This window comes from Paenibacillus sp. Negev47, assembly GCF_058313655.1.
Genome location: NZ_CM177754.1, coordinates 3,797,833 through 3,817,430, shown reverse-complemented (window position 1 = coordinate 3,817,430; position 19,598 = coordinate 3,797,833). Strand labels below are relative to the sequence as shown.

Below are 19,598 nucleotides of genomic sequence, written 5' to 3'. Positions count from 1 at the left end.
TCGTAGTGAACGGTGTAAATCAACTAAGGAGGAGATGCTTCTGCCGAATGCAGATGCGTCTTTTTTTTGTCCAGTTTGCGCCAAGATGGTTCAATTTGGAGGTGATGAAAAAAGTTTTATGAATTTACTTGAAAAAAAGTATTGCATATAAGTTTAGTCGGAATTATATTAATGGTATAAGGTCTAGACCATATACAGATCGGAGTGTTTAGATGTCCAGTACGTTTTCATTTCGTTTTGAGAAAGTATCCACCAAAAAGGTTAGTGAATTCATAAGAGAACAACTGGAAGAGGCCATTATTCTGAAAGAATTAATGAGTGAAGAACAACTTCCGGCCGAGCGAGATTTGGCAGAGATTTTTAACGTAAGCCGCATTACCGTTCGCGAGGCACTCTCTTCACTGGAAGACAAAGGATTGATTGAAAAACGGGTGGGTGCCAAAGGTGGTACGTTTGTATTGCCTCTGACAGCCAATTCGCATAAGCGCACGAGAGAAGAAATTAAACGAGATTGGTCACAGATGCTGAAGGTGTTTGAATTTCGAACCATCATTGAGCCAGAGGGAGCTTTCCTGGCTGCTGAGCGGATCACCGCAGGCGAACTGGAACTGCTTGAAGGCTATATGGAACAAAGTATCGAGCCAGGGTGTACAAGGGAATGGTTCAGGGCGCTGGATGTGAAATTCCATCTGACCATCGCCAAAGCGTCTGGCAATCCGTATTGCGAGAGAGCCGTCAGACAGATCCGGACCAAAATTAATCCGGCGCTGGACTTGATGCCTTATGATGACCGGATACGTTCCGTCAATCACGGTGTACATATGGAGATTCTTGAAGCACTGAAAGCACATGACAGTATCAAGTCCCGGGAGACGATGAAAAGACATATCGAATTCTCGGCTGACGCGATCTATGCCCGTTTGGTTTCTGAATCGGAGGAAAATGAAGGGAATGACAGCGAATGAATCGTTCAGAACTAATACAGCTGGCTCAGCCACTGCAAGCTCAGTTAAGCGCTTGGCGCAGAGATTTACATCAGCATCCGGAGATCGGTTATGAGGAGCATCGCACATCCTCCATCGTAGCCGAGCATCTGGAAAGCCTGGGACTCGAAGTTACACGCAATGTCGGAAAGACCGGGGTTACAGGCCTGCTTCGCGGAGAGACAGATGGCCCAACCTTTGCCTTGCGCGCAGACATGGATGCCTTGCCAATTCAGGATCAGAAAGCGGTGGAATATCGCTCGCAAGTAGAAGGCAAAGCGCATTTGTGTGGACATGACGCTCACACCTCCATCCTGATGGGAGCAGCTCAGCTGCTCACTGGCCTTGGAAGACCGAAATCAGGCAATATCAAATTCATCTTCCAGCCAGCGGAAGAGGGGCTCGCAGGTGCAAGAGCCATGATCCAGGATGGTGTTCTGGAGAATCCGAAGGTCGATGCAATAGCGGGGTTACACATGGCACCTGGACAGGACACGGGAACCTTGGGCGTAAGTCAGGGCGTTGCGTTCGCATCAGCTGATCCCTTGATTATCAAGGTGCTCGGAAAGGGTGGCCACGCAGCTCGTCCGCATGAGGGCATTGATGCGATTGCGGTATCCGCTCAGGTCATCACCGCATTGCAAAATATCGTCAGTCGGATGGTGGATCCACTTGAACCCGCTGTAGTCACGATTGGCAAAATCACTGGAGGTTATATGGGAACAGCCATCGCCCCGGAAGTGGAGATGATCGGTACGGTTCGTACGCTCTCACCTGCCATTCGTGAACGGATGCCAGCGTTGATCGAGCAGGTTGTTAAAGGGGTCTGCGATTCTTTCGGAGCAGGATGCGAGGTCATCTACGGCGATGGTTACCCTGTTGTTGTGAATGATCTCGGCATGGTTGACCTGTTAACAGAGACTTGTGATCAGGTTAATGCACAGAAGGGATGGAGCTATATCAAACCCTCTACAGGGGGCGAGGACTTCGCGTTTTATTGTGAACAGATTCCGGGTGTGTTTTTCAGACTAGGATCTGGGAATGACGAGGAACGGACTCGCTATCCACTCCACCATCCCATGTTTGATCTCGATGAGACAGCGATGCCTTATGGTGTTGGTATGCTGTCCGCAGTAGCACTGGAGTTTTTGGCAAGGAATACAACTTCTGAGGGGGAGCAATCACAATGAAAAAAAGACAATGGACAGGCATGTGGATTACATTACTGGCAGTCGTAATGGTACTCAGCGCTTGCGGAGGAAAAACGACAAGCACGAATGATAATTCGGCATCCGAAGGAACAGGCAGTGGAAGCGCGAGTACAACATTGACCGTTGCCGCAGCTACAGATATCGAGAGTTTCGATCCGCACAACAACAACAATACCTCCAGTGAGGCAGTTCTGGTCAACGTTTTTGATTATCTGATCAAAAATGACAGTGATCAGAAGAAAGTTCCGGGTCTTGCGACTTCATGGGATCAGGTTGATGATACAACATGGAGATTCAAGCTGCGTGAAGGTGTGACCTTCCACAACGGCGATCCATTCACTTCAGCAGATGTAAAATACACGCTGGAGCGCGTAGCCAAAGATGAGACACTCAAGCAGTACAGCTATTTCAAAAATATCGTAGAAGTTAAAGCGGTGGATGAATATACCGTAGACGTCATCACGGATGGTCCAGATCCATTACTTCTGAATCGTTTGTCCAAAATGGGAGCAGGCATTCTGCCAGCAAAATATATTGCAGACAACGGGTTTGATGCTTTCCTAAAACAACCGGTAGGCACAGGTCCTTACAAGTTCAGTAAATGGACCAAAGATGATCGTGTGGAACTGGTGAAAAACGAGAACTACTTTGATGGTGAACCAAAATGGAATGAAGTAGTATTCCGCGTTATTCCTGAAGCATCTACACGTGTATCCGAATTGCTTGCTGGTGGTGTAGATGTTGCGTCTTCCATACCGTCGACTGACATTGCCCGGATCGAAGGCGAAGCAGACAAGAAGATTGTCAAAGCACCAATCCAGCGTGTGCTTCAGTTGATCTTCCGCCAGACAGAAGGCAGTATCACAGCTGATCCGAAAGTTCGCGAAGCAATTGACCTGGCTATCGACAAACAAGGCATTGTGGACAGCATTGCCGGCGGAGCGGGTATCGTAACCCGCACGTCTGTAACTCCGGGTAACTTCGGTGCTGATCCTTCGTTGTACAAAATGTCACTCTATGACCAGGAAAAAGCAAAACAGCTCCTGCAAGAAGCTGGCTATGCAGAAGGTGAAGCCGAGATGACCATCTCCGTTTCTGCACAATACAAAGAACAAGCTGAAGTTGTTGCAGCCATGCTGGAACAAGCCGGATTCAAAATCAACCTGGATGTCCTTGAAGCAAGTGCATTCAGTGAACGTTACAGCTCCAAATCATTCAAAGAAATTTTCATGATCGGTATCGGTAACTCCTTGTTCGATGCTTCGAATAACTACAATCGTTATATGTTGGAAGAAGCAAAAGGGGAGTCGGATTACAACAATCCTGAAGTAGAGAAACTGCTTCAATCTGCATTGGTGAACATGGACCCTGCGTCTCGTGAGAAAGAGTATCAGCAAGTACAGCAAATTTTCGCTGAAGAGCGTCCAGCCGTATATCTCTACCAAATGGAAGGTGTATACGGAACGAATGCTAAAGTGAACTTCGCGCCGCGCAGTGACGAGATGTTCTATGCTGACGAGATTACACCTGTTGCACAGTAACATCGGGTATAACACCGGTCATTGAAAAGATAGGCCGTGAACGGCAGGGACTGGATAACCATGTTCCTGCCGTTCTTTTTAATAAGGGAGGTGAACAAGGAATGGGCAAATACGTACTTAAGTCACTGCTGCAGATCATTCCGGTGCTGTTCATTGTTTCATTAATTGTGTTCATTTTGGTCCGAGTCACCGGTGATCCGGTTGCGCTAATGTTGCCAGAAACGGCTACCGCTGAAGATCGTGCTGTTTTGACACAGGCACTTGGTTTGGATCAGCCTTTATATACGCAATACGTGAAGTTTCTGGGCAGTGCGATACAGGGAGACTTTGGTCAATCTTTTCGCTACAATCAGCCTGCATTAGAGCTTGTACTGGAAAGGTTGCCTGCCAGCTTTGAACTGGCAGTAGCGGCTATGTTTTTTGCCGTACTAATGGCTGTTCCACTTGGCGTCATTTCAGCTGTCAAACGCAATACATTTACCGATCTCATTATTTCAGGAATATCCGTTATTGGTAAGGCGATGCCGAACTTCTGGATGGGGATTATGCTTATCCTCTTGTTCTCCGTCATGTTGGGTGTATTGCCGGTATCTGGTCGTGGAGGATTGTCACATCTGATCTTGCCGGCATTCACGCTTGGCGTCGGGCTGGCTGCGCAGATGACCCGGCTGATTCGTTCCAGCATGCTGGAGATTCTGAACCAGGACTATATTCGAACAGCCCGCAGTAAGGGGCTTGGCCGGATGGTTGTCATTGTAAAACATGCGTTTCGCAATGGACTGATTCCGGTTGTGACGATTATGAGTTTGCAGTTTACAAGTCTGATCGGGGGCACCTTGATTACGGAAACGGTATTCTCCTGGCCCGGACTGGGTCAATTGCTGGTCGTTGCAGTGAACACACATGATATGGCGATTGTACAGGCAGCGGTGTTTGTCATTGCCGTTATCGTTGTAGTAACCAATATCTTGACGGATGTAGCCTACAGGTTACTTGATCCGCGCATCAAATACGACTAGAAGGAGGTGCAATCATATGACAGGCAGCAATGAAATGCCAATTCCGGGTACAGAACAGGAACATGACAATGGGCGTGCACCAACGGGATTTCGTTATATCTGGCAACAACTGATCATCAGCAAGACCGGAATGTTTGGTGCTGTGCTTGTATTGTTGGTTGTGTTAATCGCCATAGGTGCACCTCTCCTGACGAGTCATGATCCGGCAGCGGTTAATCCGCTCAACCGTCTCAAACCTCCTGCATGGCTTGAGGGCGGAACGGCTGAATACTGGCTGGGAACAGATAATCTGGGCAGAGACATGTGGAGCCGAATTGTATATGGTGCCCGGGTTTCCTTAATTGTGGGTATGGGTGCGGTGATTGTGTCAGGAATAATTGGCGCGATTCTGGGGCTGGTATCCGGGTTCTACGGGAAATGGCTGGATGCCGTCATCATGCGCGTAGGTGATGCATTCATGGCGATTCCAACTATTCTGTTCATGCTTGTTGTAATGGCGATTGTTGGCCCAGGTATTACGACGCTGATCTTTGTGATCGGTGTGACGAACTGGGTTCCATTCACCCGTGTGGTGAGAAGTGAGGTTCTGAGTATCAAAGAGCGTGATTTTGTTCATGCGGCCAGATCGATTGGAGCCAAGAACGGAAGATTGATTCTGAAACACATTCTGCCCAATATCCTTTCATCTTTTATCGTAATCTGCGGTATGAATGTCGGCACGACGATTATTATGGAAGCTTCACTCAGCTTCTTGGGTCTGGGTATCAAACCACCCGATGTGTCCTGGGGAGGTATGCTCAGTGATGGCAGACAATACGTTGCAACAAGTTGGTGGGTCGCTACATTCCCGGGACTAGCCATTACATTTACCGTACTCGGTGTTATTTTCCTTGGAGATTGGCTACGTGATGTGCTTGATCCACGTACGGAGACAACCCATAAATAAACGGAGAAGGGAGCCATGAATATGAATCAAAGACCAATTATGCCGGAGGATCTGCGTCACTATCGTTGGATCAGTCAGCCAGTAATCAGTTCGAACGGACGAGTGGCTTATGTGGAACAGACCATAGATCAGGATAAAAACGAATATAACACACAGATTCGGGGAATCTCCCTCGATGGTGATGAAGATATTGCACTTTCCGATGGAACGAAGGATTCCTCGCCTGCGTGGTCTCCGGATGGAACACAGCTCACATTCATTCGCTCAGTGGATGGGGGTAAAGGACTATGGACGCTCGATTCGGATAAAAAAGAGCCTGTCATGCTGATATCTCCTGCACGTAAAATTTTGAGTTATATCTGGTCTCCGAATGGTAAGTACATTGCGTTCACCAGTAAAGTTCAACCCGAGGACCAACAGAAGAAGGCTGAAGTGCATCAAGAGTCTGCACCCCTGCTGAGAGGTAAGGTCTTCGAGCGGACAACGCCGAAGGCGGAAGGTTCCGGATGGTGGGATGGTCAGTACAGCCATTTGTTTGTATATGAGATCGAAAGCGGGAAGATCACGCAGGTGACCTCCGGGCTATGGAATATCAGTTCTCCGGCGTGGTCGCCAGATAGCCAGAACCTTTCCTTCATATCCAAGCAAGTGGAGGATGAGGAACTCGATGCGGATCTGCTGTACTTTACCGATGTATACAGCATTCGATTGGGAGAAAGTGACCTCTTCAAAGTGACGGATTCCAGCCTGGCGGTAAGCCAATTCTCCTATTCACCCGATGGACAACAGTTGATTCTGATCGCCAGTGATCGCAAGTACGGAAGTGGGAGTCACAACAGATTGTACGCAGTCCCCGTTCAACGAGGTATACCCAGGCCAATCGCACCCCAAGTAGATATGCAGCTTGGTAACGCGGCGCTTGGTGATATGAAGTCAGCAGGTGCTTCTCCTTCTCCACTCTCGGATAATAAGCATCCGGAACGTGGTGTATATGTACTTGGGACGAAGAACGGGAATGTGGATGTGTACCGTATTCAAGATAATGGAGAGTGTCAATCCATTACGAGCGATGGTGAGAAAGATGTGTATCAGTATACCTTAACACCCGATGGTACGTCGCTGGTTATCGCTGCCTTGACCGCTGAACATCCTGGAGAGTTATATCGCGTGGATATCGACAGTGGTGAAATGTTTAGACTCACCCGCCGAAATGACGAATTCATGGCCGAATTAGCCATAAATGTGCCTGTTCGTGTTGAGTTTACATCTTCAGATGGATGGCCGATTCAAGGTTGGTTAGCCACACCGGCAGTACGTGCATCCAATGGGAAGCTCCCACTGATTTTGCAGATTCATGGCGGACCTCATGCGATGTATACGGGAACATTCAGTCATGAAATGCAGACACTCGCTGCACAAGGGTACGCTGTGTTATGGGTCAATCCTCGCGGAAGTATGGGATACGGTCAGGAATTTGCCAGAGCATGCCGTGGTGACTTTGCCGGAGGAGATTACCGGGATCTGATGGAAACTGTTGATTATGCCCTGGCTACCTATGATTTCCTTGATGCATCACGTCTGGGTGTAGCAGGTGGCAGTTATGGAGGGGTCATGACAAACTGGATCGTGGCGCATACCCACCGTTTCAAGGCGGCTGTAACCCAGCGTTGCATCTCCAACTGGTTGTCCATGTATGGAACGAGCGATATCGGAATTTCCTATGTCGAGGGCGTTGTTGGGGGCAATCCGGCGGAAAATGCTGAATTCCTATGGTCCCGCTCACCTCTTGCCCATGCACATCACATTGAAACGCCACTTCTGATCATGCACGGAGAGCAGGATTATCGGACACCGATTGCGCAAGCGGAAGAATTATATACTACGCTAAAACGATACGGCAAAAAGACCAAACTGATTCGTTATCCGGGCTCCAACCACAGTTTGCTCAAAAGCGGTAAACCTTCACTCCGGATCGATAGCTTTGAACAGGTGAACGCCTGGTTCAATCAATATCTTGGGAATGAGGAGGGGGAGCAATGAGTCGAACTCAGCTGTCCATTCCTGTAGGCCTTCTTGTAGAGAATGTTCTGACAAGTGGAGCACCTGAAGAAGTAATTATTGAATGGTTACAACGTAGAGACTACGCCCAGTTGCAGTCCCTGGTTAAGGAATCCGCGATGGATTTTGATGAAAGACTACAGACAGCAGCTGATATCGGAGATGATTGGCGAGAGGCCATTTGTCACGGTTATGAGTTCAAGTTTTTGCATATTAACGGCTTGAAGAGATTGCTCGATTTCCGGTTTGACCGTAAGGTGGATCGGGATTATATTCAGGAGGATCTGTCACTGAGGCACATACATCTGACTGCACAGGAGATTGAATTGCTGCAATCGTTAATTGGCAGACAATGGATCGTGCAAGCAGAAGAAACAGCAGCAGTGGAAGAACACAGTAGAGAGGGCGAGTTATCCTCCCACATTCCCGTCCGTATTCAATTGAAGTTCCCTTAATATGACCAACAAAAGCCGCGATGATCGCGGTTTTTTTGCTATGTACAGGTAGAAATGTAGGTGAACAAATTCAAAAGTTGAAATCGAACTGATAATGATTTATATTTATATTAAATGATATTACATTCTATCAAAATATGAAGATACAGAGGAGGACATGGAATGTCCATTCAAAATGTTCTGGGAAAAATTCAAATATCGGATGATGTGATCTCCAAAATTATCGGCAAGATCACGAATACCACCAGTGAGATTTCCTCCATGTCGACAGGACTTGTAGAAGGAATCACCAAAAAGTGGAGCGGGAAAAGTCTGCAAAATGGTATAGCTATCCGCAAGGTAGAATCCAGACTGGAGATTAACTTAAAGGTTGTCGTTCGTTATGGAACGAAAGTGCATGAGGTCTGCAGGGAATTGCAAAACAATGTGAGAGTGCATGTTGAACAGCTGACCGGCTTAACCATTGATACGGTGAACGTGATCGTTGAGGGCATTTCACTGAATCAACCTGATGCGAGGTTTTAGTTCAATTTCAGCTACCTATAGGAGTGACAGCGATGAATAAGATTTCCATTATAAAAGCCAGTCCACAATCAGTAGTCGGAGGGCAATTGAATCAGATGGCACTTGATTATATGGCCTTTTCGCTTGCAGGTACCAAAGATAAAGGCATCATAGAAAAAACGTTCAACACGTTATGGCGTTCAAATCAGAACCGATTCAGTCATCAATACGCTTATGAAGCCAAAATGGGTAGCCAAACGTTGGGCATGATTATGTGTTATCCGACCACTTTAATGAACAAACTTGCTTTGCCAACGTTCTCCAAGCTGTTTGAACTTCGTAAATGGAGCCTGATTAAGTATAATCTCCAACACTGGAAAGAGTTTTACTCCATGGTGACATTGAAAGAAGCAGAAAACGATGAGTACCATATCGGAACCTTGGCTACATTGCCCGAAAGCAGAGGACTTGGCGTGGGGACCCAGCTTATTCAATTTGCCGAGGAGCAAGCCGTAATACAGGGTCTGTCCAAAGCTTCGCTCACGGTTAAACAGGAAAATGCATTGGCTATTAAACTGTATGAACGTTTGGGATACCAGAGAGTAGGGGAAATCAATAAACCTGCGCTATCCCTGTACAGGATGTCCAAAAAACTGGTGTAATGTTGTCTAATACGAATAGATGAAGGAACTGGAAGGTCCATATACATAAGCCAACATCGGAACAGTTAAAAGTGTGGGCTGGAGGGACGCTTTATGCGTTCCTTTTTTGGTTTTCAGATTTTTCTCATAAAAAAAGGTACTTGACTTTCCTTTGTGTTTAAGCAGGTACTTGACAGGGGTGTGGTATAGTATAAAAAGTTCTTTAAATGAAGAAAGACGGATAAACAAACAAGATGGGGTGTAATCGGTGTTTCAATACAAGGATCAGGAATATGATGCAGTACATTTTGAGGGACGTGATCTGCGATACGGAGAACTCATAAGCTGTGTTTTCAAACAATGTACATTCATGAATGCTTCCATGGAAGAGATCGAGACAAGTAACTGCCGCTTTATCGAGTGTGACTTCAAAGGGGCTTCCATGAATGGTTCGATTCATACGGAATCGGCATTTGAAAACTGTACCTTCGGTGGTGCGAATCTCTTTGCTTCCAAATTCAGCTCTTGCAAGATGACAGGCTCAGACTTCTCAGGTGCGCAAATGGATGGCATTACCCTGAGTCAGGGCGATTGGTCTTATACGAATCTGAGACATACCCGATTAGGAAAACAGGATTTGAGAGGAATTCGTTTCTTTGAAGCCGACTTTACAGACACGGATTTCACCAAAGCGGATTTGAGAGACTGTGATCTTACCAGAGTCGTATTGAGCAGAGCTAAGCTGCAAGGGGCCGATCTAAGAGGGGCTAATCTGGAAGGAATTGATCTGAAATCACTGGATATCAAAGGCGTACGTTTGGATCGCGAACAAGCCGTTCTGTTTGTACGCTCGTATGGTGCGAAAGTAGATTGAGTTGAACATATGAAGCAAGAAGCCGCCTTTAAGGCGGTTTTTTTGACTTTAAAGCGTTCCTATTCAAGAAAATAGGCAGGAAAAAGAGATATAAACAAGAAGTAGTCAACATAAGTTTCAAATAAAAGGAGGCCATCATGACGGTCACATTAATTACTTTTGTTGCTATTATTGTCTTTGGGCTTATAACAGGCACGATCACTACGCTTATGGCATTTAAACTGCTACGTAACAATAAAGAGAAACATCACCTTCGCAAGAGCATTCTGATGGACGGAATTCCAGCAGAAGCAATCATTCATGATATTGTACAGACTTCATCCAGTATGGATGGAAGGCCAGGCGTGCGACTGGATTTGACGGTAACCCAAGTTGACGGCCGTACCTTTCCGACAATAATAGAGACTTATATCCCGATCACGCATATTCCCCACTTCCAGAAAGGGAATATCATTAACGTAAGATACATTGCGAAGGGGAATGAACGAAAAGTTGAGGTAGAGGATGCCTATATTATGTAAGGTGTACCCACTGCGGACAACTTCTGTGATCAGACGTATCAAAAAACCATTACCTGAGACAAATCAGGTAATGGTGTTTGAGTTATTTCAATTGAAAATGGGATCAAGCTGTTTAAGTTCATCGACTGTTAGTCGTTAGTCCTCTTCTTTTGACAAATTTCTAACGATCAGAAAAATAGAAAATATACCCAATAAAATAACAATTCCGTTGGTTATCGGAAACCACATGATCGTATATACCTCGCTTTGTTTCATGAAATGAATTTCATTATGTTTTAACGCTATGCTTTTTTGAGCGTTTCAGTTGCACGGCAACCCAGCTCATAATCAAAGCAGCAATGAACAGAAATGCGGTCACACCTGCAATGACGACAAAGAAGGATTGGTCAAAAGCAGCAAAGGCGGCATTTGTGAGTGATTCAGCAGACGCGGCAGGCAAGCTTTCGGCGGCGAGAAGCGCTTCATCCAGACTGTCCTTCACATTGGCTGGCACACGAATCCCCGCTGGAATCTTCATTGCCAGTGTGTAGAACAAGGTCGACATGCTGCCGATGATGGCAATACCGGATGCTCCGCCCAGTTCATAACCTACTTCCTCAATGGATGCAGCCATACCCGCTTTGTGGGGTGGTGCATAACTCATAATGGAATGGGAAGCAGCGGTCATTCCTGAACCAAGACCTGCACCAAGTAGTGCCAAACCGATAATCTGCCCGGTAAACCCAGCATTGAAATACATCAGGTACGTCCCCATGCCAAGGGCGGCGAACATGAGAGAGAAGCTTTTGATATATACAACATCCACACGGTGCATGATAGCCCCCGTAACAGGTCCGGCAATGAGTGCTGCAACAGGTATGGATACGGTGAATAGTCCAGCCTGAAGCGGTGACATGCCTTCCACAAGCTGAAGTCGCTGAGTGACCATATATTGCACACCCATTTGTGCGAATAAGCCAACCAGTGCGGTAATAAAACCGGTGCTGAATCTTGGGATTTTGAACAAGGACAGATCCAGAAGCGGGTGGGTACTGTTATTCTGACGGCGAATAAAGATGATAAGGGACAGAACGCCAATCACAGCAGCAAGGATAGCGAGTGTGAGAGATCCTTCGCGTCTTGTGAATTCCTTGATGGAATAGATAATTCCGACCATGGCAATCATGATCTGAATGGAACTGGTGAAGTCCCACTTTTTCGACGCATCCCCTTGGTGATTAGGAATCATTTTCAGTGCGAATACAAACGCGAGAATAGCGATAGGCAGGTTAATCAGAAACACAGAGCCCCACCAGAAATGTTGAAGAAGCAGTCCGCCGACAATCGGTCCCAGTCCTGCACCACCTGATGCAATGGAACCCCATATGCCGATCGCCAGTGCGAGTTCTCGTTCATTCGTAAACGTAACTCTGATGATCGACAATGTCGCTGGCATCATCATGGATGCGCCTACAGCAAGAAGAATTCTGCTCATGACCAGCACAGCTGGCACAGGAGAAAAGGCGGCAGCAAGAGAAGCGGCAGAAAAGACGAGCAATCCAAGAGTAAATATTTTTTTATGACCAAGACGGTCTCCGAGTGTTCCCATTGCAGGAAGAAGACCTGCCATGACGAGGGAGTAACCGTTTAGAATCCATAATTTCTCCGAAGCTGATGCACCGAGATCATGGGTCAAGCTGGGTAGGGCTGTGTACAGGATGGTCATATCCATCACAATGAGTAATAATGCACTTGAGACAATAACAAGAATCATCCAACGTTTGAATTTTGACATGTTTCCCTCCGACGATATGAATAACTTACAATTCCAGACTAAACTATCGGGTAACCCTATAGTCAAACTTTTCTTTACACACTATAATGCAGTCATACTGACAGAACTTAGATTACATATGTACATGGAGGGCCTGAAGATGTCTGAAAATCACGCACAACACTTTACCACCAGTGAATTTGCCAAGATCTGCGGAGTGACCAAACATACCTTGTTTCACTATGACGAGATTGGGTTGTTGAAGCCGGACTTTATCAATGCCAAGGGTTACCGCTATTATGGTGTACAACAAACGTATGTGCTGGATGTCATACAAGTGCTGAAGAAGGCTGGAAGTTCACTGCAGGAGATTAAAGCCTTTATTCAAAATCAGAATACGCCCATGCTAATCGAGCTGTTTGAACAGAAATGGAAGGAACTTGAGCTGGAGCAACAACGAATCAAACGTATGCAGAAGCTGCTAAGTGGTGCCATTGAAATGACGAAACAAGCCACGGATGCTTCGCATGAAGGGCCCAAGATTGAACATTGTGAGCTGGAGTATTTTATTGCAGTTCAACTGGAGCAGGGCGATGGGGATAAGGAATTTTCCCGTAAGTTTACTGAATATAGGAGCCATTGTGATGAACAGATGATTGATTATGAGTTTCCGGTATGGACGATTTTACGTCAGGAGCGCTTTGAGGCAGGGGAATACTATCCGGATTACTTTTGCAACAAAATAAAAACTCCCATTTCAGGGGAAATGATATTGATTAAGCCTAGAGGAATGTATGCCGTCATGAATCATCGTGGGTCATACGAAAGCATGCCGAAGACGTATTCCATGATGAAAGAATATATAGAAAGAGAAGGTCTGCAAGTCTGTGGCAATGTGTATGCACTGGACCTGCTTAGTTATTTCGCGGAAAGTAATCCCGAAGAGTACATCATTAAGATTTACGCAGAGGTGTGTATGGCAGATAACGCAATGATTTAAAGGTGCGGGTGTAGAGCATGACAGTGAATTTTGCGCAAATATTGCAACAAGAATCATCGAACTATAAGCAACGGACTGAGATAAAAGATAACGATGCTAAGAGCCGCCGAATGGCGGCTTTTAAGTTTTATATTTACAGCATGTAAAAGGTGGTTTGTTACGTTCAGAATGCGATATCGTGAGAATGTATGCTATAATTTTATAATCTCACCCACTCATATGATGGATCATCAGATCAATTGTAGACTAATTCGCCAAGAGGTGTAATACCTATGAAAAAAGAAATGACAACAATCAAACAAACCAGGCTACATTCCATTCTGGACGAGGCGACCAAGTTGCTGATTGAAAAGCCGAATGCTTCCATGAATGAAATTGCAGAGTCTGCAAAAATCGGGATTGCGACTTTACATCGATATGTGGAAAGCCGCGAACAGCTCATGGTTTATCTGGGATTACGTGCAATCGAAGTGGTCAGTGAGACCATGAAAGAAATTCAACTGGATGAGGAGCACTGTGAAAAGTACATACCCGAGCTGATTGAAGCGCTTATTCCATTAGGCGACAAAATTTATTTTCTGGCTCATGACACCACCATTAACTATAATCCCGAGATTGAGGGAGCAGATCTGAAACTGAGAGAACCTGTATTGCATGCGGTTGGTCTGTTGCAACAAAAAGGTTATTTCCGCTCCGATCTCGATAAAATCTGGATTGTAGATGTCCTGTATTCCATCATGTTCCTGACGTGGCAGCAGGTTGTAAGTGGTCATATCGCGAGAAAAGCCGCCCCTGCGCTTGTTGTAGACACGTTTTATCATGGATTTAAGCAGCGATAGTTCACGGTTATTTCAACGAAAATCAATAGATTTCCACCAAGCAAACACCCCAAAAAGTCGACTGTATCGTTAGATACGCAGACTCTTTGAGGGTGTTTTTTTGCGTTCAAAATAGCGCGGTTCATGGCGAAAACCATAAATCATTTGCTTTTCTCACATATTCAAATATTAACAGAGTTCAGAATTTAAGATTTCAAGTTTACAAAAAATGATATAAATTTCTAGTAGATTCAAATCATTACCAAATAAAGACAAAAATTTCAACGAGGAGGCCGGACAGAACACCTGCAATTGTGCAGTTCGAATCAGCTAATGTACTCATTCCATCAACCCAATCAGGAGGGATTCCATGCTTTACACCATTATTGTACCAGTCAACCAGGATTATAACATTCTGAACCTGTTCACTGATTCGTTGCTCCGGACGGTAAGTCCATCCACTCAGATTATTTTCATCAACGATGGTTCCGGTTCAGCCGTTTTTCAACATCTGGATAAACTGAAGCAAGAAGTAAGAGAAGGTGTGACCATCGAGATTCTTCAGCATGATTTTCCACTCGGTTGCGCCGTGTCGATTAATAGCGCACTCAGTCTTGCCAAGGGAGAGTACATTTTCTTCCTGGATTCCGACACCATTCTTCAACCGAACTGGCAACCGATGATGAAAGAGACACTGGACAGCGATATTACGATTGGCATGATTGGAGGCGTTCTGTTGTATCCGCAAACAGGAGGCGTGCAGCACTGCGGTATTGCTTTTGCAGACACCATCGGCCGTCACCTGTTCCTGAACGCATCCCCTGATGATATCCCGAAAGAAACCTTCTCTGTTCAACTGGTGGTGTTCGCCATGTTCGGCATGAAGCGGGAGGTTTACGAGACCATCGGTAACCTCGATGAGAAGTTCTTTAACGGGTATGAGGATTTTGATTATCAGATGCGAGCACGGGCTGCGGGATACGATACGGTCATTAACCCGAATATTCAAGCCTATCACTGGGAACGCAGCAGCGGTATTCACCGCAATTTCAACCGCAAGAACAATCTGGCACGCTTCTGGAAAAAGTGGGGCGGTCAAATTGAGGCTGATGTGTGGCCTTTCGTTTTCGGTCATCTGAAAGAACAGCTGGAAAGCCAAGGGGAATATCAGCATCTGCCGATTGTCGGCATTGATCTTGCAGAGGTTCGCAGTGATGCCGATACGTTCTGGACCAAGCTGCATGAAGCCGAATTTGTAAATGTAGCGGAAGTACGTGACTATTCGAACCGCTTCAATTCTAACGGAGCCATCTGGCTGCCGCAGGTCCTGGGCAAGGAACTGATTCATAGTGAGAATAGATTGCTGTTCTTAGTGGACAATTTCGCCCGGTTGTTGGAGAACCGCTACTGGATTGAGATGAGACACGCTCATCGAGCCAAGGATCTGATCATAGACCTGTATGGCAATGTAATTACAATGGATCGCATATACGATGGATGCTGGCCTGGAACGAAAGTTCGGTAATTCACTCACAACGAAAGTAAACAGGGAGGTACTTAAGGTGAAAGAAAAAGAGAGCACGCTGGATCGTGCCGTACGATTTACCCGTAATCTGGAGTGGTTGGAACAAGTCGAAAAGGTAATTCCGAGCGGATGCAGCACTTTAGCCAAAGCACCTGAACGTTTATTCCCGGGGCATACCCCCGTGTGTTGTGCAGAGGCTTACAAGTCCCGATTTACAGATATCGACGGCAATGAATGGCTGGATTGCGAAATGGCCATGGGTACGGCACCATGGGGCCATGCCAGGCATGAAGTTCAACTCACCGTCATTCACCAGTTGAAAAAAGGGACAAGCTTTTCGGTTCCGGCCGACATCGAACTTGAATGCGCCGAGTTGATTCTGGAGCGGTTCGAGGGTCGCTATCCGTCACTGCGCTTCACCAAAAGTGGTGCCGATGCAGTGAGTGGGGCTGTACGTCTAGCCCGCGCTGCAAGTGGGAAAAGCAAGGTTATTGCGACAGCTTATCACGGGTGGCATGATTGGTCCGCCTATGGTTATTATGGCGGCCAGACGAAAGAACGTGGCATTCCAGTAGATATCGAGCGTTCAACGATCTGGGTGAACAAGCCCACAGCAGAGCGAATTAAGGCCCAGATAACCTCATCTCCCGAGGATATCGCATGTATAGTTCTATGTCCTAATGAGTGGAAAAAGGAAGCGCTGGGGGAAGTCGTAACCCTGTGCCGGTCCCTGGACATCATCATCATATTCGATGAGGTAACTTCCGGTATTCGGATGGGCAAGCAGGCTACAGCAGGAGAATATGACATCTGGCCTGATCTGCTTTGCATCTCGAAAGGCATGGCAAACGGTTTACCGCTCGCAGCGGTTATGGGACCTCAGCATCTGATGTCCTTGTCAGGACAGGTCAGATTCAGCAATGCCCATTCCAGTGAGACGACGGCTCTTGCGGCAGCCATTGCCTGTGAACGACTAATGAAGAATGCGAAAGTATGGCCGACTTGGCGTGTTCCGGCAACCCGGATCATGGATCGTCTGGAATCTGAACTTGTGTTACTCGGATTGACGGATCAATTGGAAGTGAAGGGAACGTATGCAAGCTTCTGCATTCAATCCTTGGCTGAAGATAACTTTCAAACGGACCCTTTCCGCGAGTTCATGGTGAAGAAGATGGCTCACTTCGGCATTTTCACCAAAGGCTACTTTATTTTTTCCGACGCACATACACGCGAAGAATTGCTGTGGGTCGAGGAAGCTCTGTTGCAGATCCTGTCCGACTGGAAAGAGATTCAGAAGCAGGACCATCTTCATTCGATGCAACTTTCGAAAACGTTTGAAGCTTAATCCATAAAATAGAAATCGACAATCGACTAGGAGGAATATTCAATGAAAGCACTCGTATATCAGGATCTCAAACAGGTGGCTTACCAGGATATTGATGAGCCAACCATTCAAAAACCTAATCAGGTAAAAATTAAAATCTATGGTTCAGGTATCTGCGGGACAGATCTGAATATTGTCAAAGGCAAAGTGCCTGCGAATAAAGGAACGATCATTGGTCATGAAGGTGTGGGCACCGTGGTTGAGATGGGCGACGAAGTTCGTGGTTTCAAGATCGGTGATCGGGTATTGGTTGATCCCACGCAATCTTGCGGTACCTGCTCTTATTGCCGCGAAGGTCTGTTCATCTACTGCGAGAATTTTGATGACTATCAAGTAGGCATGACCACGCACGGAACCTTCGCTGAGTATTTTGTTGGTGATGAGAAGTATATCTATGCCATCCCGGATTCCATGAGCTGGGAAACGGCCATGATGATCGAACCATTGGGGTGTGTTCTCCAGACATTCATGAAAGCAGGGACTAAGCCAAGTGACTCTGTACTTGTCCTCGGTTCTGGTGCAATCGGTTCCCTGTGTCAGCTTGTGAGCAAACGATTGGCAAGGCTTACCGTAGGCACGGAAGTCGATCCATACCGCAAAGAGTTCGCTTCAGAGATCGCGGATCATGTGTTCTATCCTCAGGAACTGACGCTCGATAAAGTATACGAGATCAATAATAACAAGAAGTTTGATATTGTGGTGGACGCGGTGGGTAACCAGCTTCATGTGGGATTTGAGATGATTGCCAAAGGCGGCAAAATCATTCCTATGGGGTATGACGACAGCTATGAGGTGACGTTCAAATCTACAGCCGTAATTAATGATGGTATTAGTATCATCGGTGCGGTAGCTAATCACTCGATGATCAGCACGGCACTGAAATTTGCCCAAAGTATTCCGGAACTGGAGCAGATGGTGACAGCCAAGGAACTGCTGAGTGATTATGAACAGGCATTCAATGGAACGATTGGTTATGACCTGCGTACCGGAGAGACTTTGCCCATGAATTCGGTAAAAACAGCTCTGATCCTATAAGCATGTAGACATTAGCGGGTTCGCCGCTGCGAGAAGTAGGACATCGCAGCGGTGAAAACCGCAGAAAGAAGGGATATCGATTGAAACTGCTTCAAGATTTGCCGAAGAATCCACGGTACTCCATTTTACTCGAACCGGTATGGGCCATTCCGGGCACGATCGTTCTCTTTTATGCTCCTTTATATATGAAGGAAGCCGGACTTTCGGATATTGAAATCGGTTTAATTAATTCGGTGAATCTTTATTTTGCCTTTATCTTTCAATTGTTTGCGGGTTCCATTACGAATAAGCTGGGGCGCAAACGAACAACGCTGATCTTTGATCTGCTTGCCTGGAGTGTTCCCATGTTCATCTGGGCCTTCTCTCAGAACTTCTGGCTGTTCCTAATCGCTTATTTACTGAACGCAACATCCAAGTTTGTAACGGTCGCCTTTAACTGTCTGATCATAGAGGATGTGGAGGAACACAAACGATCGAAGGTGTTTGCCATTCTCAACATGATCATTACAGGAGCCGGGGTATTAACCCCTATTGCCGGGGTAGTCATCGCTGATTATGGTATCGTACCTACACTCGCCAGCATTTACTTTGTCGGGGGCATCCTGATGACTGCCATGTTCTTCATTCGTAACCGATACACGGATGAGACCGAGGTCGGCAAGGAGCTTATGGGGTTGCATAGCAAAACCCGCGTCCTTCAAAGTTTGGGGTCAAGTCTGCGCCTGTTCGGCAAGTCATTCTACAAACGAAGACTTTTTCCGATCATTTTGATTACAGTATTGTCCAATCTGATCTTGCAGCTGAATTTCTTTCAGGTCATTTTCTTCAAGGAACAGTTGAAGTTTGATGACCGTGTCATTTCGTTTATTCCAGTTGTGACCGCAGTAACCGTTATGCTGCTCTATCTGGTGATCATTCCGCGACTGAAACGGCGTTCGGAAGAAAAGTATGTTGGTTTTTCCATCGTACTCAGTACGGCAGGAGCTATTCTATTTCTATTGATCCCTGTGGGGAATATCGCGATGTTGTTTCTCACGCTAATCGTACTCGCTGCGGGTAACTTCATTCTGCAGACATATCGGGATTCCCTGCTGATGAACCGATTGGGTACGCATGAGAAAGCCGATATGTTCTCGGCCGTGCAGACAGTCATGACGCTTACAGCCATTCCATCCGGTTACCTGACCGGCTTGCTCTACCATCACAATCCAACGCTGTTGTTCAGTGTCATTCTTGGTCTATACGTCGTGCTGATGGTCATTATGTTATTCCTGCCTGATCCCCAGAAGCACTCCCAAGTGCTGGAGCCTTACAAAAATATGTAGAAGAA

18 protein-coding genes are annotated in these 19,598 nt (G+C 46.3%); 17 read left to right on the top strand and 1 reads right to left on the bottom strand.

What is annotated here, in order from left to right; genetic code table 11:
• Positions 1 to 212: 212 nt before the first annotated feature.
• From AC4G47_RS17070 to AC4G47_RS17020, 11 genes are all read left to right on the top strand, one after another.
• Positions 213 to 965, top strand: a complete 753-nt coding sequence (locus AC4G47_RS17070; protein WP_458126741.1) for a FadR/GntR family transcriptional regulator — start codon at positions 213 to 215, stop codon at positions 963 to 965.
• Positions 962 to 2,173 (top strand): M20 metallopeptidase family protein, encoded by a 1,212-nt coding sequence (locus AC4G47_RS17065; RefSeq protein WP_491101942.1) that lies wholly within the window; start codon positions 962 to 964, stop codon positions 2,171 to 2,173. Before AC4G47_RS17070 ends, AC4G47_RS17065 begins: the two co-directional genes overlap by 4 nt.
• Complete coding sequence (locus tag AC4G47_RS17060) at positions 2,170 to 3,735, top strand: ABC transporter substrate-binding protein (protein WP_491101941.1); 1,566 nt, start codon at positions 2,170 to 2,172, stop codon at positions 3,733 to 3,735. Before AC4G47_RS17065 ends, AC4G47_RS17060 begins: the two co-directional genes overlap by 4 nt.
• 101 nt (positions 3,736 to 3,836) lie before the next feature.
• Complete coding sequence (locus tag AC4G47_RS17055; RefSeq protein WP_145147472.1) at positions 3,837 to 4,754, top strand: ABC transporter permease; 918 nt, start codon at positions 3,837 to 3,839, stop codon at positions 4,752 to 4,754.
• 16 nt (positions 4,755 to 4,770) lie between these two features.
• Positions 4,771 to 5,700, top strand: a complete 930-nt coding sequence (locus AC4G47_RS17050) for an ABC transporter permease (protein WP_491101940.1) — start codon at positions 4,771 to 4,773, stop codon at positions 5,698 to 5,700.
• Positions 5,701 to 5,721: 21 nt separating this feature from the next.
• A complete protein-coding gene (locus AC4G47_RS17045) occupies positions 5,722 to 7,740 on the top strand; it encodes a S9 family peptidase (protein WP_491101939.1) in 2,019 nt (672 codons plus the stop codon).
• Entirely contained in the window at positions 7,737 to 8,213 is a 477-nt protein-coding gene (locus tag AC4G47_RS17040) for a hypothetical protein (RefSeq protein WP_491101938.1), read from the top strand. Before AC4G47_RS17045 ends, AC4G47_RS17040 begins: the two co-directional genes overlap by 4 nt.
• Before the next feature lie 162 nt (positions 8,214 to 8,375).
• On the top strand, positions 8,376 to 8,738 hold the full coding sequence (locus tag AC4G47_RS17035) for an Asp23/Gls24 family envelope stress response protein (RefSeq protein WP_491101937.1): 363 nt from the start codon (positions 8,376 to 8,378) through the stop codon (positions 8,736 to 8,738).
• 32 nt (positions 8,739 to 8,770) lie between these two features.
• On the top strand, positions 8,771 to 9,379 hold the full coding sequence (locus AC4G47_RS17030) for a GNAT family N-acetyltransferase (protein ID WP_491101936.1): 609 nt from the start codon (positions 8,771 to 8,773) through the stop codon (positions 9,377 to 9,379).
• 247 nt (positions 9,380 to 9,626) lie between these two features.
• The gene (locus AC4G47_RS17025) at positions 9,627 to 10,232 is read left to right on the top strand and encodes a pentapeptide repeat-containing protein (RefSeq protein WP_458126748.1); all 606 of its coding nucleotides are present in this window, start codon (positions 9,627 to 9,629) and stop codon (positions 10,230 to 10,232) included.
• Positions 10,233 to 10,369: 137 nt separating this feature from the next.
• Positions 10,370 to 10,753, top strand: a complete 384-nt coding sequence (locus AC4G47_RS17020) for a hypothetical protein (protein WP_491101935.1) — start codon at positions 10,370 to 10,372, stop codon at positions 10,751 to 10,753.
• 268 nt (positions 10,754 to 11,021) lie between these two features.
• Here the strand turns inward: AC4G47_RS17020 and AC4G47_RS17015 are convergent, their stop codons facing one another.
• Positions 11,022 to 12,527: an MFS transporter gene (locus AC4G47_RS17015; RefSeq protein ID WP_491101934.1), complete on the bottom strand. Its 1,506-nt coding sequence runs from the start codon at positions 12,525 to 12,527 to the stop codon at positions 11,022 to 11,024.
• Between the two features lie 139 nt (positions 12,528 to 12,666).
• Between AC4G47_RS17015 and AC4G47_RS17010 the strand changes: the two genes are divergently transcribed.
• The 6 genes from AC4G47_RS17010 to AC4G47_RS16985 all read left to right on the top strand — a co-directional run bounded on the left by AC4G47_RS17010 (position 12,667) and on the right by AC4G47_RS16985 (position 19,593).
• A complete protein-coding gene (locus AC4G47_RS17010; RefSeq protein WP_491101933.1) occupies positions 12,667 to 13,506 on the top strand; it encodes a MerR family transcriptional regulator in 840 nt (279 codons plus the stop codon).
• A 272-nt stretch (positions 13,507 to 13,778) separates the two neighbouring features.
• Positions 13,779 to 14,345 (top strand): TetR/AcrR family transcriptional regulator, encoded by a 567-nt coding sequence (locus AC4G47_RS17005; RefSeq protein WP_491101932.1) that lies wholly within the window; start codon positions 13,779 to 13,781, stop codon positions 14,343 to 14,345.
• A gap of 349 nt (positions 14,346 to 14,694) precedes the next feature.
• The gene (locus AC4G47_RS17000) at positions 14,695 to 15,849 is read left to right on the top strand and encodes a glycosyltransferase family 2 protein (protein ID WP_458126756.1); all 1,155 of its coding nucleotides are present in this window, start codon (positions 14,695 to 14,697) and stop codon (positions 15,847 to 15,849) included.
• A gap of 37 nt (positions 15,850 to 15,886) precedes the next feature.
• Entirely contained in the window at positions 15,887 to 17,194 is a 1,308-nt protein-coding gene (locus AC4G47_RS16995; protein ID WP_491101931.1) for an aminotransferase class III-fold pyridoxal phosphate-dependent enzyme, read from the top strand.
• A 42-nt stretch (positions 17,195 to 17,236) separates the two neighbouring features.
• Positions 17,237 to 18,268, top strand: coding sequence for a zinc-dependent alcohol dehydrogenase (locus AC4G47_RS16990; RefSeq protein WP_491101930.1), 1,032 nt, complete (start codon positions 17,237 to 17,239; stop codon positions 18,266 to 18,268).
• 80 nt (positions 18,269 to 18,348) lie between these two features.
• On the top strand, positions 18,349 to 19,593 hold the full coding sequence (locus tag AC4G47_RS16985; RefSeq protein ID WP_221819467.1) for an MFS transporter: 1,245 nt from the start codon (positions 18,349 to 18,351) through the stop codon (positions 19,591 to 19,593).
• Positions 19,594 to 19,598: the final 5 nt, after the last annotated feature.

Bases quoted from the DNA above. Each gene is read 5' to 3' on its own strand.
- AC4G47_RS17070 (WP_458126741.1), top strand. From the start codon at position 213: ATGTCCAGTACGTTTTCATTTCGTTTTGAGAAAGTATCCACCAAAAAG.
- AC4G47_RS17065 (WP_491101942.1), top strand. From the start codon at position 962: ATGAATCGTTCAGAACTAATACAGCTGGCTCAGCCACTGCAAGCTCAG.
- AC4G47_RS17060 (WP_491101941.1), top strand. From the start codon at position 2,170: ATGAAAAAAAGACAATGGACAGGCATGTGGATTACATTACTGGCAGTC.
- AC4G47_RS17055 (WP_145147472.1), top strand. From the start codon at position 3,837: ATGGGCAAATACGTACTTAAGTCACTGCTGCAGATCATTCCGGTGCTG.
- AC4G47_RS17050 (WP_491101940.1), top strand. From the start codon at position 4,771: ATGACAGGCAGCAATGAAATGCCAATTCCGGGTACAGAACAGGAACAT.
- AC4G47_RS17045 (WP_491101939.1), top strand. From the start codon at position 5,722: ATGAATCAAAGACCAATTATGCCGGAGGATCTGCGTCACTATCGTTGG.
- AC4G47_RS17040 (WP_491101938.1), top strand. From the start codon at position 7,737: ATGAGTCGAACTCAGCTGTCCATTCCTGTAGGCCTTCTTGTAGAGAAT.
- AC4G47_RS17035 (WP_491101937.1), top strand. From the start codon at position 8,376: ATGTCCATTCAAAATGTTCTGGGAAAAATTCAAATATCGGATGATGTG.
- AC4G47_RS17030 (WP_491101936.1), top strand. From the start codon at position 8,771: ATGAATAAGATTTCCATTATAAAAGCCAGTCCACAATCAGTAGTCGGA.
- AC4G47_RS17020 (WP_491101935.1), top strand. From the start codon at position 10,370: ATGACGGTCACATTAATTACTTTTGTTGCTATTATTGTCTTTGGGCTT.
- AC4G47_RS17015 (WP_491101934.1), bottom strand. From the start codon at position 12,527: ATGTCAAAATTCAAACGTTGGATGATTCTTGTTATTGTCTCAAGTGCA.
- AC4G47_RS17010 (WP_491101933.1), top strand. From the start codon at position 12,667: ATGTCTGAAAATCACGCACAACACTTTACCACCAGTGAATTTGCCAAG.
- AC4G47_RS17005 (WP_491101932.1), top strand. From the start codon at position 13,779: ATGAAAAAAGAAATGACAACAATCAAACAAACCAGGCTACATTCCATT.
- AC4G47_RS17000 (WP_458126756.1), top strand. From the start codon at position 14,695: ATGCTTTACACCATTATTGTACCAGTCAACCAGGATTATAACATTCTG.
- AC4G47_RS16990 (WP_491101930.1), top strand. From the start codon at position 17,237: ATGAAAGCACTCGTATATCAGGATCTCAAACAGGTGGCTTACCAGGAT.